Origin of the sequence: uncultured Capnocytophaga sp. (assembly GCF_963525585.1) — a bacterium.
GTDB lineage: Bacteria > Bacteroidota > Bacteroidia > Flavobacteriales > Flavobacteriaceae > Capnocytophaga.
Map to the genome: position 1 here is coordinate 1 of NZ_CAURLX010000026.1, position 14,659 is coordinate 14,659.

Annotated in this window: 10 protein-coding genes; 7 read left to right on the forward strand and 3 right to left on the reverse strand. The window is 40.3% G+C overall.

Translation table 11 applies throughout. The annotated features are described in order from the left end of the window. Positions 1–90 precede the first annotated feature (90 nt). Together RYK20_RS07095 and RYK20_RS07100 are read right to left on the reverse strand one after the other, a co-directional pair. Positions 91–528: a hypothetical protein gene (locus RYK20_RS07095; protein WP_314894917.1), complete on the reverse strand. Its 438-nt coding sequence runs from the start codon at positions 526–528 to the stop codon at positions 91–93. A gap of 124 nt (positions 529–652) precedes the next feature. Next, complete coding sequence (locus RYK20_RS07100; protein WP_314894918.1) at positions 653–1,753, reverse strand: DUF2931 family protein; 1,101 nt, start codon at positions 1,751–1,753, stop codon at positions 653–655. A 387-nt stretch (positions 1,754–2,140) separates the two neighbouring features. Here RYK20_RS07100 and typA point away from each other — a divergent pair, with 387 nt between their 5' ends. The 6 genes from typA (at position 2,141) to RYK20_RS07130 (ending at position 13,115) form a co-directional block, all read left to right on the forward strand. Next, complete coding sequence (gene typA, locus RYK20_RS07105) at positions 2,141–3,946, forward strand: translational GTPase TypA (protein ID WP_297978208.1); 1,806 nt, start codon at positions 2,141–2,143, stop codon at positions 3,944–3,946. Positions 3,947–3,949: 3 nt separating this feature from the next. Further along, positions 3,950–5,743: a chloride channel protein gene (locus RYK20_RS07110; protein ID WP_314894919.1), complete on the forward strand. Its 1,794-nt coding sequence runs from the start codon at positions 3,950–3,952 to the stop codon at positions 5,741–5,743. Between the two features lie 32 nt (positions 5,744–5,775). Next, positions 5,776–6,540, forward strand: a complete 765-nt coding sequence (locus tag RYK20_RS07115; RefSeq protein WP_314894920.1) for an acyl-ACP thioesterase domain-containing protein — start codon at positions 5,776–5,778, stop codon at positions 6,538–6,540. Between the two features lie 103 nt (positions 6,541–6,643). Continuing rightward, positions 6,644–8,506 carry a tRNA uridine-5-carboxymethylaminomethyl(34) synthesis enzyme MnmG gene (gene mnmG, locus RYK20_RS07120; RefSeq protein ID WP_314894921.1) on the forward strand — a complete coding sequence of 621 codons (1,863 nt, stop codon included), beginning with the start codon at positions 6,644–6,646 and terminating at the stop codon, positions 8,504–8,506. A gap of 129 nt (positions 8,507–8,635) precedes the next feature. Further along, the gene (secD, locus tag RYK20_RS07125) at positions 8,636–11,773 is read left to right on the forward strand and encodes a protein translocase subunit SecD (RefSeq protein WP_311457137.1); all 3,138 of its coding nucleotides are present in this window, start codon (positions 8,636–8,638) and stop codon (positions 11,771–11,773) included. A gap of 67 nt (positions 11,774–11,840) precedes the next feature. Continuing rightward, positions 11,841–13,115: an NAD(P)/FAD-dependent oxidoreductase gene (locus RYK20_RS07130; protein ID WP_314894922.1), complete on the forward strand. Its 1,275-nt coding sequence runs from the start codon at positions 11,841–11,843 to the stop codon at positions 13,113–13,115. On the opposite strand, the gene RYK20_RS07135 is transcribed toward RYK20_RS07130, so the two are convergent. Then, positions 13,096–13,764, reverse strand: coding sequence for a hypothetical protein (locus RYK20_RS07135; RefSeq protein WP_314894923.1), 669 nt, complete (start codon positions 13,762–13,764; stop codon positions 13,096–13,098). The genes RYK20_RS07130 and RYK20_RS07135 overlap by 20 nt on opposite strands. A gap of 93 nt (positions 13,765–13,857) precedes the next feature. Here RYK20_RS07135 and RYK20_RS07140 point away from each other — a divergent pair, with 93 nt between their 5' ends. Beyond that, a complete protein-coding gene (locus tag RYK20_RS07140; RefSeq protein WP_314894924.1) occupies positions 13,858–14,655 on the forward strand; it encodes a TatD family hydrolase in 798 nt (265 codons plus the stop codon). Positions 14,656–14,659 lie beyond the last annotated feature (4 nt).

Below are 14,659 nucleotides of genomic sequence, written 5' to 3' on the forward strand. Positions count from 1 at the left end.
TATTGCTAAACTTATATTGAATCAAATTTTCAAAAAGAGGTATTGAAGTTACATTTATCATAATTAAAATTCCTATTTTTCTATATTTTCCTAACTATTCCATCTTACCTTTGAATATTCCTTTATTGCTATATTAATTTTCTTTATAGTGTCTTCTATTTGCTCTTCACTAAATAACTTTTCTATATTTGGTAAATTTGTTGATATTTCTTTATCGTAAGAAAGCAATTTTATTTCTTCAAAACTTTTCTCTGGATATAAAACCTTTAAAACATAAAAAAAATCAAAATACAAACCTTGCTTCTTATTTAATAATTCATTTGTTGTAAGAGTTATCGATAGAATACCTTTCTCTATGAAAAAATAAAAAATAATTCCTATTTTTTGATTAACACATTTCAAAGAAGAAAATAAAGAACCTTTATTTTCAAGACTTTCATTCACATACCCATTATTATATAAAATTCTATATTCTTCAAAAATTCTACCCTCTATATTTAGCATAATTACAAGTAATTCAAATTCCACAAATTGTTTTCTATATTACTATTCAAGTTTCACAATCTCTGTAATTCATTTATTTTTAGCTTTTTATAATATAACTATACGTGAAAAACAAACTATAAAACTTCCATCCCCTTCAAAAAAATACTCATAACCGACTCCATTTATTAATTTTAATCTCATTATTAAATAAAGCAACTTCTTTATTTTTATTCTTTAAGACAACTTTTGCCTCTGTATTGGGATGATTTAAGGAAATATACATTTCTATTTCAGCAGTCGCATCTCCTCCCATTATTTTTTCAAAAGCATTGAAAATTTCTTCTTCATTAAATCCTATAAAGCAACTATATCTATTACCATCTTTCATATAATGAAAATAAATATCCTTAGGAATATGATTCTTTTGAACTTTATCACTCCATCTGAAAATATCAGGAATCTGTGGATGTTTGTCTGTAATAACTTCACCTAAAAGGAAATCTTTTTCTCCATTATAGAAATAGTATTCAACAAAAATAATTTTTTCATCATTTGGAAAATCAAAATTGATATGCCAATTATATTCCTTTCTATAAGTATCCCATATTCCATAAGGAATAGGTTTGTCCTTTACTTTTTCTATACTCTCTTGTGATTGTACCCCCCAATTATAGAGAATATTATTATGGTATTCTATATTGTGCATATTTTTAGCTGGACCTGGTGATAATCCTGCAATATGTTCTTTTGAGAAGGTAATTTCCTCTGCTTGGTAACGACCTATCTCTACTTGTTTCCCTATACCAGCTACCCAAATAACTACAACACCTCCAGGAGCAAAACCTACTACCACTTTATTATATTCGGATTTAATAGGAGGATATTTTGTAAATTCATCATAGAGGTCGTAAAAACCTTCATTAAAAAGGCGAACCATTTTATCATAATCAATAGGAGTATCTATATGATAAAATTTATGTTCAAAATACGAAACCCAAGTAACACGCAATCGTTTAGGGAGATATCCTGCAGACCCCATAGCCTCAGTGGGTTTTCCCCATTCACCTGTAGGTGTTGGCGAATCAAGTACAGCAACATCATTATCTGAAATGAGCACTCCTGTATATACATCAGCAAGATAACCCGATGGTACAGAGACAGCAGCTTGCCATCTAAACCTATCATTTCTCACCTCCTTATTATTAGAACAACTAAAAAATTGTAATGTATATAAGAAAGAGAACACGGAATAAAATACTTTTTTCATAATGAAACCGTTTTAACTTTTGAATATTTTGGACAAAAATATAAGGATTCTTTGTATTCACAAACTCAAGAAATATGCCTTCTCTATATTAGAATTCTCGGACAAAGATACAATAATAAATGAAATAGCCCTCTCTTTCCTATGAAAAAATCAAGATAGTTCCCAAAAGAAAAAACACCCAACAAAAAGATTTTATCACTCTTAAACAAATAAATAACAGGATTTTAATACATTTTCTTATTGAAAAATTTGTATAACAACTTAAAAAGTTGTACTTTTGCACTGAGTTACAAACTTTCATTCTTCATAAATGATTTGCAAAAGATTTGCAATGAAATTCAGCACATAATTATTTTTTTTGTATTTTTGCCCCCTAATTTTTTTTATATGACAGCTATCAGAAACATAGCCATTATTGCACACGTTGACCACGGCAAAACCACCTTAGTTGATAAAATTCTACACCATTGTGCGCTCTTTCGCGATAATCAAGAAACAGGAGAACTCATTCTGGACAACAATGACTTAGAGCGAGAACGAGGGATTACAATTCTCTCCAAGAACGTTTCAGTAGTATATAAAGACATCAAAATCAACCTTATAGACACCCCTGGGCACGCGGACTTCGGAGGAGAAGTAGAACGTGTACTGAATATGGCAGACGGCGTACTACTCCTAGTAGATGCTTTTGAGGGACCTATGCCCCAAACGCGCTTCGTACTCCAAAAAGCAATCGAAATGAAGCTCAAGCCTATCGTTGTGATTAACAAGGTAGATAAGGAAAACTGTACCCCTGAGGAAGTACACGAAGCTGTGTTTGACCTTATGTTTGAGCTTGGTGCTGAAGAATGGCAGTTGGACTTCCCTACTGTATATGGCTCCGCCAAGCAAAACTGGATGTCCGACGATTGGAAGCATCCTACTGAAAGTATTGCCCCACTGTTGGATATGGTCATTGAGCACATCCCTGCGCCTAAAGTAACCGAAGGAAGTGTTCAGATGCTCATTACTTCCCTTGACTATTCTACCTTCACTGGGCGTATTGCTATTGGTCGTCTCCATCGTGGCGTCCTTAAAGCGGGAATGAATATTTCCCTCGTGAAGCGTGACGGCTCTATCGTAAAATCAAAAATCAGAGAATTACACACTTTCGACGGATTAGGACGTAAGAAAGTAGAAGAAGTACAAGCTGGGGACATCTGTGCTATTGCTGGATTAGAAAGCTTTGATATCGGAGATACTATTGCCGATTATGAAAACCCAGAGGCGCTCCCTACTATCGCTATTGATGAACCTACAATGAGTATGCTCTTCACCATCAATGACTCTCCTTTCTTCGGCAAAGACGGAAAATTCGTTACTTCCCGACATATCAAGGAACGTCTCGAACGTGAATTAGAGAAAAACCTTGCTTTACGTGTAGAGCCTACCGATAGCGCCGATAAGTTCATTGTTTATGGGCGTGGGGTATTACACCTTTCTGTTCTTATTGAGACAATGCGCCGTGAAGGCTATGAACTACAGATCGGTCAGCCTCAAGTTATCATCAAAGAGATTGATGGTGTGAAGTGTGAGCCTGTAGAAGAACTTACTATTGACCTTCCAGAGAATGTAAGTGGAAAAGCGGTGGATTTCGTTACCCTTCGCAAAGGAGAAATGCTCTCTATGGAACCCAAAGGAGAACGTATGGTCATCAAGTTCTTGATTCCTTCCAGAGGAATTATAGGCTTGCGTAACCAGCTCCTTACTGCTACCGCTGGAGAGGCTATTATCCACCATCGATTCCTTGAATTCCAGCCTTTCAAAGGAGAAATCGCAGGGCGTATCAATGGTTCATTGATTTCTATGGAACAAGGTACCGCCATCCCTTATTCGTTAGATAAACTACAGGATAGAGGACGCTTCTTTATCTTCCCTGGTGAAGACATCTATACAGGACAGGTTATTGGAGAGAATTCCCGCAGTGGTGATATGGTGGTGAATGTAACCAAGACTAAAAAACTCACCAACGTACGTGCCGCTGGCTCCGATGAGAAAGTGAAGCTCGCTCCCCCTATCAAATTCTCTCTTGAAGAAGCTCTCGAATATATCCAAAAAGACGAATATGTAGAGGTAACTCCTAAGAATATGCGTATAAGGAAAATTTACTTAGATGAGAATGAGCGCAAACGCCACGAGAAAGAGTTTAAATAATAAATGAAAACAAAACATAGTTGGTATATCAAATTCCTACAATGGAAAACGCAATACCTTACCCATCAGCAGTTCATATGGCTCCTTTGCGGGTTGGTAGGCATCGCTACAGGCTTTGCTGCACTAGCAATGCGCTCTTTTACGCACTTTATTGAAGCTGTGCTTGTAGGAAATATCATTCGGTATATCAACTATGGTTTTTATGTGATTTTTCCTGCGGTAGGTTTTCTTCTAGTCTATTGGGTCAAGAAGTATATCCTTCGTAAGGAAGTCAGTCACGGAATTCCTTCTATTCTCTATGCAGTAGCCAAGCAAAAGGGAATAATGAAGCGTTTCCACGCTTATGCTAGCCTACTAACAGCTCCTATTACCATTGGCTTTGGAGGTTCTGTAGGACTTGAAGGACCTATGGTGGTAACCGGTGCTGGGATTAGCTCTTATGTAGCTCGGCTTTTCCACATCAACCAGTCTGACCGTATGCTCCTCTTAGCGTGTGCCTGTGCAGCAGCTCTAGCAGCTATCTTTAAGGTACCTTTGGCAGGGATACTCTTTGCAATTGAGGTTTTTGGGTTGGACTTAACCCTCTCCTCCCTCCTACCACTGTTCATTGCTTCCCTATCGGGGGTATTGACCTCATATATGTTCTTTGGCAATGCTGCTCTACTCCCCATCCAGATTAATGGTAGCTTCCTGATGCGAAACTTGCCTTTCTATCTCCTATTGGGAGGCGTAGGAGGCATAATGTCAGCTTATTTTACTTTTGTCTATGAGAAGATTAACCAATTCTTCTCCAAGCTCTCTTCTCCCTACTTGCGTATCCTCATAGGAGGGATAGTTCTAGGGTTGCTCGTCTTCCTGATGCCTCCTTTGTATGGAGAAGGACACGAGGTAATCAACCACCTCAAGGAAGGACATCCTGAACTTTCGTTAAGCTCGAATATCTTTGGCTGGCACTTGGAAAACCCTTGGGTAGTGATTTTTCTACTAGGGGGCTTGGTACTCTTCAAGGTAGTCGCTACTTCGGTAACCTTTGGGGCTGGAGGTGTAGGAGGTATTTTCTCCCCTATGCTCTTTATGGGAGGGGTAATGGGCAACTGCTTTGCCCGTATCATTAACCAATTGGACTTCTTACCCTATAAGCTCCCTCTGGCTAACTTTACTCTAATAGGAATGACCGCACTGATGACAGGAGTATTACACGCTCCCCTAACGGCTATCTTCCTCATTGCTGAGGTAACAGGTGGGTATGTGCTCTTCGTCCCTGCTATGCTTACCGCTGTAGTCTCTTTTGCCATTGCGAAGTACTTCAACAAGTATTCTATCTATACAATGGAACTAGGTCGTAAAGGTGAACTCGTTAATCAGGACAAAGACCAAGCTATCCTTACTCTGATGGATATGGAACCTATTATAGAAACCAACTTCGTCCCTGTATATACCGATATGCTCCTTAAAGATGTAGTTTATGAAGCTATTGCTAAGTCCAGCAGAAATATATTTCCTGTACTGGATAGAGATACGCAGGAGTTCAAGGGCGTTATCCTTTTGGATGATATCCGCCACCTGATGTTCCAGAAAGAACTCTATGAGAAAGTCTCTGTCATAGAAATGATGCAAGCACCTCCTGCCCGTATTGAGATGGATACTGATAGAATGACCCAAGTAATGGACAAGTTTCAGCAAACAGGTGCTTGGAACCTTCCCGTAGTCAAGGAAGGAAAGTACATAGGCTTTATTTCCAAATCCAAGCTCCTAACCGTCTATCGCCGAAAGCTAATTTACTTTAGCACTCGATAACCCAAATAACCTTTTTCTAATAAAAATAAATTATGAATCCTATATTTACAGAAACCTATAAAGTACGTAGTACTCAAGTAAATCTCAATAATCAGTTGGGACTCTATGGAGTATTAGGAATGCTACAGGATATTGCCGCCGAGCACGCCGATGCACTAGGCTTTGGCTATAAAGAACTGGTTAAGAAAGGCTTTTTCTGGGCATTAATCCAGCAGAAACTCAAAATGGAACGTTGGCCAATGTGGAATGAAAAAGTAACTATCCATACTTGGTCGCTTCCTGTACAGGGCGTATATGCTTTCCGTGAGTTCGAGCTCTTTGTGGGAGAAGAAAAAATAGGAGAATGTGCCAGCACTTGGATTACGCTAGATATCCAGACGCGTAAGCCCATAGAACTAAGCAATGACCCTGCTTTCTTCCATTCTCGTACCGAAGGAGGACTCAGCTTCAAGACCGAACGCGTACTCCTCCCCCAAGAGATGCAGCTAGTGCATACTTTCCCTGTACGCATCAGTGACCTAGATGTCAATTCTCACGTAAATAATGTCAAGTACACCCAGTGGGCATTGGATATGATGACCGAACGAGATCACAGAAACTTCATTATCAAGGAATACGAAATCAATTTCCTCTCTGAGACCTTTGCAGGAGACCTAATGCAAGGCTTCAAGAGTCGCGGGCACTATCTTAACCCCGAAAAGACCCTTGTGGAAACTTTCCTCTACGCACAAAAAGAAGGAGCTCCCAAGCCTGCCTTTATTGCAAAATGGATCGCTCAGAAAATTATAAAGAGTTAATAACTAGGCACAAATGCTATAAAAGTTATCAAACTACCAACAAATATTCTCAAAACAATAAAAACAAAAAAATAATTGTTCCCTAACAATTAACAATGGACAAATGATATATGATGTTATAGTAGTCGGAGCAGGACACGCAGGCTGTGAAGCTGCTGCCGCCGCCGCCAATACAGGTGCCAAAACCCTCCTCATTACAATGCAACTCCAGCATATGGCTCAGATGTCTTGTAATCCTGCTGTAGGTGGAATTGCCAAGGGACAGATTGTCCGTGAAATTGACGCCCTAGGAGGCTATATGGGTATTATTACCGACCAGACTGCCATTCAGTTCAAAATGCTCAACAAGTCCAAAGGACCTGCTATGTGGAGCCCTAGAGCCCAGAGTGACCGAATGCGATTCTCTGAGGCGTGGCGTCTTCAGCTCGAGAAGCTCCCTAACTTAGACTTCTTTCAGGAAATGGTCACCGAAATCCTTACAGAAAACCATCAGGTAAAAGGAGTAAAAACTTCCTTAGGGAATACCATCCTAGGTAAAAGTGTTGTACTAACCAACGGGACATTCCTCAATGGGGTTATTCATATTGGTCTGAAACAATTAGGTGGTGGAAGAGCTGGAGAAAAAGCCGCCACAGGGCTTACAGAAAGCCTTGTTGCTCTGGGTTTTGAATCTGGACGAATGAAAACAGGTACCCCTCCTCGTGTAGATGGACGTTCACTCGACTATAGCAAGATGATTCCTCAGCCTGGCGATACAAATCCTGAAAAGTTCTCTTTTCTACCTATCACCCAGCCCCTAACCCAACAGCGTGATTGTTATATGACCTACACCAGTGAGGAGGTTCATAATATCCTACGTACAGGGTTCGACCAATCCCCTATGTTCACCGGACGTATTCAAGGGGTAGGACCTCGTTATTGTCCCTCCATTGAGGACAAAATCAATCGTTTTGCAGACAAAGACCGACATCAACTTTTCATAGAACCTGAGGGCTGGCATACAGTGGAAATATACGTCAATGGCTTTTCCACCTCTCTCCCTGAACAGATTCAGTATGATGCTCTACGAAAGGTTGCTGGATTCGAGCGCGTGAAGTTCTTCCGCCCTGGCTATGCTATTGAGTATGATTATTTTCCTCCTACACAACTCAAAGCCACCCTTGAGACCAAGCTCGTAGAGAACCTCTACTTCGCAGGACAGATTAACGGAACTACAGGTTATGAAGAAGCCGCTGCTCAAGGGCTTATCGCTGGAATCAATGCCTCTCGTAAAGTACAGGAACAGACCCCATTCGTCCTTAAGCGTAATGAGGCATACATAGGAGTACTCATTGATGACCTTATCACTAAGGGTACTGAAGAGCCCTACCGTATGTTCACCTCACGAGCCGAATACCGTACCCTCCTAAGGCAAGACAATGCCGATGCTAGGCTAACCCCTATGGGGTATGCTCTAGGGCTCGCCAGCGAAGAACGAATGCACTTACTTGAAAGAAAACAAGCTCATACAGAGGCTTTTGTACAGTTTTTTAAAGAAACCAGTATTACTCCTGAAGAGGCGAATCCTATCCTACAGAAGTATGAATCCTCTCCTATGAAGCAAGGGGACAAAATGGCTAAAGTACTCGCCCGTCCTGATATCACCATCAACGACTTTATCTCTCTACCCAAGGTAAAGGAATTTGCTGACACTCACCAGCTAACCGAGGAAGAAATAGAAGGTACTGAGATTGAGATAAAATATGCCGGCTACATAGAAAAAGAAAAAAATAATGCCGATAAGCTCAATAGGCTAGAGGATATTCGTATTCCTGAAAATTTTAACTATGATAAGCTCACTTCACTTTCATTCGAGTCTCGTGAGAAACTCAAAAAAATACGTCCCACATCGCTCTCTCAAGCCTCTCGTATCAGTGGAGTATCGCCTGCCGATATCAGCATATTGCTTATTTATATGGGGCGATAGGTTTCTTGGAAAAGGTATCTTATATTTTCCATAAAGGTTGTTAAAAAATTTTTTAGACTAAAAAAGATTATATTTTGTGTAAATTTCATATATTTGCACGTTTTTTGAAATAGTATAAATCATTGTAAAATGCAGAACAAAGGATTCGTAAAATTATTTGCCCTGTTGTTTGGTTTGGTGAGTATTTACCAGCTCACTTTTACTTTTGTGGCAAATCATCAAGAAAAGAAGGCGCAGCAGTTTGCTGAACAAAAAGTCCCCTCTTCTCAGGCTGATTACGTACACGAACGAGAAAAGATAGTTACCCGTTACTTGGATTCTATCACCAATAAGCCTGTATATAACTTGTTGCTAGCGGAATACTCTTACAAAGAGGTGAAAGAACGCGAACTCAAGCAAGGTCTTGACCTTAAAGGAGGGATTAACGTCATTTTACAGATTTCTGTACCCGATATTCTCAGAGGGCTGGCTGATAACTCCAAAAATCCTAACTTTGAAAAGGCTATTGACCAAGCCAATGCACGCCTACGTGAGACTGACCGTAGCTATATAGACCTTTTCTTCGAAGCTTTTGAGGCTACAGGGGCTAAGCTCTCTGCGGTAGATATCTTCGGAAATAAGACCCTTAGTGCTCAGATAACCCCTCAGATGACCAATGCTCAAGTACGTCCTATCCTTGAAAAAAAGCTAGATGAGTCCATCTCCTCTGCTTTTGAGGTATTGCGCAAACGTATCGACAAATTTGGAGTTACTAACCCTGATATTAAGAAGTTAGGTAACTCTGGACGTATATCCGTTGAGCTCCCTGGTGCTAAAGATATCTCTCGTGTAAAGAACCTCTTACAAAGTACTGCTCAGCTTGAGTTCTGGGAAACTTTCAAGGCAGGAGACTTTAACCTATTCTTCTCTCAGCTCGATAATGCTTTACAAGCAAAAGAAGCTGGAAAAGAAGAAAAAGAAGAAGAGAAAATCAACCAAGAAGCCAATGCAATTGATGGAATAGTTAATAACTCTTCTGTTGATTCTCTCGCTACTGACTTAAAAGATTCTCTCGCAAATGCAAAAGTAGCCGTAGAGGACTCTATAAAGAAAGCTAACCTAAAGCATCCTCTCTTTGAACTCTTCCAATTACAACAAGGAGAAGCATCTCCTTCTATTGGTTATTTCTTAGCCTCTGATACTACCAAGCTACTTTCTTACCTTAGAAGTGACGAGGCTAAAAGATTACAACCCGCAGAACTTAAGAATGCTAAATTTGTATTTGGTAAGCCTCATAAGCTCGCCAATATGCAACAGCTCTACCGCTTATTTATGCCTTATGAATATGAACAGGCAAGACCTGCGGAAGCAAAGACTTTTAAAGAACGCTTACAAGAGCTCTTAACTAAGTCCGACCTAGTAGAACTTTATGCGCTTCGTGGTAATCGTACCAACGAACCTCCTTTAACAGGAAGTGTGGTTACTGAAGCTGTACAAACTTATGATAATCATAACCAACCCTGTGTATCTATGAATATGGATAGAAAAGGGGCTAAGTTATGGGAAAACCTCACTGGAAAAGTATTCACTGAAAAGGGAAATATTGCTATTGTACTGGACAATACCGTTTATTCTGCTCCTAGTGTAACCTCAGGACCTATCTCCGGAGGTAGCACCCAAATTACAGGTAACTTCACTGTTGCCGAAGCACAGGACTTAGCCAATGTTCTCCGTGCCGGAAAACTCCCTGCTTCTGCTGATATTGTTCAATCTGTAGTCGTGGGACCTTCTCTAGGACAAGAAGCTATCACTAGTGGATTTATTTCTTTTGCTATAGCAGGGCTTATCATCTTCTTCTGGATGCTCTTCTATTACGGACGTGCAGGGGTATTTGCAGATATTGCTCTTTTATTTAATATTCTTCTGATGTTTGGTATCCTTGTGAGTATCAACTCTGTACTTACCCTTCCAGGTATTGCGGGGATTGTACTTACCATAGGTATGTCAATTGATGCCAATGTAATTATCTTTGAGCGTATTCGAGAGGAACTCCGTGGAGGTAAGCCATTAGCTTCGGCTATTCACGACGGATTCAGCCACGCAATTACTTCCGTATTGGATGCCAATATCACTACCTTCCTTACTGGTGCGGTACTCTTTGTATTCGGTAGCGGCCCTATTAAAGGTTTTGCAACAACTTTGATGATTGGTATTGTAACAACCATCTTTACGGCTGTATTCATTACCCGATTACTTATTGATAACTACGTAGCTAAAGGAAAAGACCTCTCTTTCGCTACTGGTATCTCCAAGAATATCCTAACCAATGTAAATATAGACTTCCTTTCTAAGAGAAAAGTATGGTACTTAATCTCCTTAGTAATGATTCTTATCAGCTTAGGATCTATATTCACACGTGGATTTGACCAAGGAATTGACTTTGTAGGAGGTCGTTCTTATCAGGTTCGCTTCAAGAATCCTGTAAAAACTGAAGAAGTGGCTAAACTTCTTAAAAATAAGCTAGGAACCGTAGAGGTAAAGACCTTTGGGGCTGCTAACCAAGTGCGTATCTCCACTAAGTACAACTATGATGATGAAAGTACTGAAATGGATAACCAAATCCAACAGATTCTTTATGAAGACCTTAAACCTGTAATGGGAGAAGATATTTCCTATGAGGAATTTATGAGTGGAGAAGGATTGGGTGTGATGAAGTCTGACAAAACAGGTCCTAGTATTGCTGAAGACATCAAGAGTAGTGCCGTTTGGGCTATTATTGGATCCCTTATAATTATCTTTGGGTATATCCTTATCCGTTTCCGTAAATGGCAATTCTCTATGGGAGCAGTTGCTGCCCTTACCCACGACGTGATTATTACCTTAGGAGCTTTCTCCTTACTCTATTCAGTAATGCCTTTCAGCTTGGAGATTGACCAGCAATTCATTGCAGCGATCCTTACAGTAATTGGATATTCTTTGAACGACACGGTAATTATCTTTGACCGTATCCGTGAAGAAACCCGCAAAAAAGGATGGAGTGCTAAGATTCTTAATCACGCTATCAGCACTACCCTAAGCCGTACGCTCAATACCTCATTGACTACCTTACTTACTCTACTTGCCATCTTTATATTTGGGGGAGAGACCCTTCGAGGATTTATGTTTGCAATGATTATTGGGGTAGTAGTAGGTACCTATTCTTCTATCTTCGTAGCGACTCCACTTGTATTTGATTCTTCTAAGAAAAAATTAAACGAAGAAACTAAAGAAGAGGAAAAGAAAAAGTAAATCATAAGGTTAATTTTTAATACTGAAATCTGTGAAAAGCTTCCTTTTCACAGATTTCTATCTATATATGAGAGATTTATATGACATTATCATCATAGGAGCAGGAGCCTGTGGGCTCTTCACAGCAATCAATATTGCTGAAAAAGACCTTAAAAAACGTATTCTTATTCTTGAGAAAGGAAAAGAGGCTCTTACTAAAGTACGTATCTCAGGAGGCGGACGCTGTAACCTTACTAATGCCCAAGTTGACCTAAGAGAGTTTGTGAAAAATTACCCACGAGGGAACCGTGAACTCCTTGGAGCTTTCAATCGCTTCTCCAACCAAGATACCATCCGATGGTTCTCCGATCACAGAGTTCCTCTCAAGGAAGAAGCCGACAAACGCATATTTCCTCAATCCAATTCTTCAGAGAGTGTTATTGATTGTTTTTTATCCTTAAGTCGAAAATACGGCATCGAAATTAAATATGAGCATAATGTAAATAGGCTCTCTTATCTTCAGGAAGAAGGAATATGGGAGGTTCATTCCTCTAAAGGAACTATCCCTGCAAGGGCATTAGTTATCACTACCGGAAGTAATCCCAAAGTATGGACACTATTAGCCCAACTGGGGCACACCATCATCCCTCCTGTACCTTCCCTATTTACCTTTGCAACTGATGATGCTTTTATCAAAGAACTCTCTGGAATTAGCCTCAATGCCAATGTAAAATTACTTGATGAACAACATCGTCCCTTGAAAGTACCTCTAGTAGAAAAGCAAGGGATTATGGGAGGACTCCTAATTACCCATTGGGGATTCAGTGGACCTGCCATCCTCAAGGCTTCTTCCTTCGCTGCAAGAATCCTAGCCGAATGTAATTATAAGTTTGTCTTACAAATCCATTGGCTATCCCAAGGAGAACAGCTACTTTCCCTCACAGAGGTCATCAGTAGCCTGCAAGAGGAAAAACAAAAACACCCCCGCAAGGAATTACAGAATCATTGTCCTTTTCCCTTACCTAAGAAATTATGGAACAAGCTTCTAGAGCGTTCCGGATGCTTACCCCACCAGCTATGGACTGAGCTAAGTAAGGCACAAATACATTCACTAGCACAAGAACTTACAGGAAGTACATTCTCTATTCATAGCAAAGCCACCTTCAAGGAGGAGTTTGTAACTGCAGGAGGAGTCTCCCTTAAGGAAATAGATTTCAAGGCTTTCCGTTCTAAGCTACTGCCTAACCTCTATATAGGAGGAGAAGCCTTGGATATTGATGCTGTCACGGGAGGTTATAACTTCCAAAATGCTTGGACAGCTGGGTATCTTATTGCTTGTGCCCTTACCAACGAATCACAGTGAATACGGGGTAGTTATCTCGCTTAATTTCTGCCTTGAAACCGTACTGAGCCAATGCCTTAAGCAAGGATTCATCGAAGTAATAAGGAAGTTTCCAGTCATAGGGCTGTATACGTACATATTGTGGCTTATTATGTAAGAGAATAGGAATTTCTCTTAATTGGGAAAGTACAGCAAGCATATCTCTGAGGCTAAACCCATCAAGGGAGGCTTGCTCATCATCCATATGTATTTTGGAGTAAGGAAAGTTCTTAGCTTGAGCACTCGCTCCTGAGAGCTTATCATAACTCTTTAGAGTAAGCTGTAGAGTAAGCCCTCCTCGCTGACTTTCTACAATATTCAAGTGCAGTTCTTGACTAAGTTTCTCTAAGAGTTTGGACTTATCTGTTTCCTGCCTATAGGAGAGTTCATAGGAAGGATTATCCTTATCCGATACACTTATTTGTGAAGTATTTACCCCTTTGAGAAAAGCAATTAACTGCCTTAGGCTACCCTTTAGCGCTATGTGAGAGACCGAAGTCTGTTCTATCTGGAGAAGGGAGGTTGATTCTGTAGTAGAAAGAGGATTCAGCTGGCATTCTACTTCTGAAATTTGTCCTTGAGCCACTGTAAAAATCCCTAAAAATACCAAAAGAAGGCTATATCGTAACATCATATCATTTTTAATGGCAAAGATACCTTTTTCTACTGAAGAAAACAAATATTTTTCACTATCTTTGCCCTTTCATCCTAAATCCAAAACCAAATGTATATAGACATAGGCCTAAACCTCACTAACCGACAATTTGCCCACGACCAAGAGGAACTCCTCCTCCGTGCTGAGGAGGCGGGTGTCACTCAAATGATCCTAACGGGTACTTCTCTCAGAAGTAGCAAAGAGTCTTTTGCGCTTACCAAGGGTTACCCTACCCTATTATATAGTACTGCAGGGGTGCACCCCCACGATGCTAAAACGATGAACGAACAGACCATTCCTCAACTGAGTGCCCTACTGAAGGAAAAACAAGTGGTAGCGGTAGGAGAATGTGGCTTAGACTTTGATCGCGATTTCTCCCCTCGCCCCGTACAAGAGCAGTGTTTTCGTGCCCAGCTCACCCTTGCTCAAGAGGTGCAAAAACCCCTGTTCCTACACGAGCGTGCTGCCTTTGACCGATTTGTAGGGATTCTCAAGGATTATACCCACCTGCCTAAGGGTGTAGTACATTGTTTTACAGGCAGTTTGAGTGAGGTGAAAACCTACCTTGATGCCGATTACTATATTGGTTTTACAGGCGCCATTAGCGATAGCCGCCGATTTGCTTTCTTGGAAGAAGTAGTACGTTATGTACCCTTAGAGCGTATGCTTATAGAGACTGATGCGCCCTTTATGCTTCCCAAAAATATACCGGCACACCTGTTGAACCTTCGAGATAAGCGACGCAATGAACCTGCTTTCCTCCCATACGTAGCGCAAAGTATCGCCCATTTTAAGAAGGTTAGCGTCAAGGAAGTAGCTGAAGCAACCACTAAGAATGCCAAAGCCTTGTTTTTAAATGAAGAGTAAAGAG

Bases quoted from the DNA above. Each gene is read 5' to 3' on its own strand.
- RYK20_RS07100 (WP_314894918.1), bottom strand. From the start codon at position 1,753: ATGAAAAAAGTATTTTATTCCGTGTTCTCTTTCTTATATACATTACAA.
- typA (WP_297978208.1), top strand. From the start codon at position 2,141: ATGACAGCTATCAGAAACATAGCCATTATTGCACACGTTGACCACGGC.
- RYK20_RS07110 (WP_314894919.1), top strand. From the start codon at position 3,950: ATGAAAACAAAACATAGTTGGTATATCAAATTCCTACAATGGAAAACG.
- RYK20_RS07115 (WP_314894920.1), top strand. From the start codon at position 5,776: ATGAATCCTATATTTACAGAAACCTATAAAGTACGTAGTACTCAAGTA.
- mnmG (WP_314894921.1), top strand. From the start codon at position 6,644: ATGATATATGATGTTATAGTAGTCGGAGCAGGACACGCAGGCTGTGAA.
- secD (WP_311457137.1), top strand. From the start codon at position 8,636: ATGCAGAACAAAGGATTCGTAAAATTATTTGCCCTGTTGTTTGGTTTG.
- RYK20_RS07130 (WP_314894922.1), top strand. From the start codon at position 11,841: ATGAGAGATTTATATGACATTATCATCATAGGAGCAGGAGCCTGTGGG.
- RYK20_RS07135 (WP_314894923.1), bottom strand. From the start codon at position 13,764: ATGTTACGATATAGCCTTCTTTTGGTATTTTTAGGGATTTTTACAGTG.
- RYK20_RS07140 (WP_314894924.1), top strand. From the start codon at position 13,858: ATGTATATAGACATAGGCCTAAACCTCACTAACCGACAATTTGCCCAC.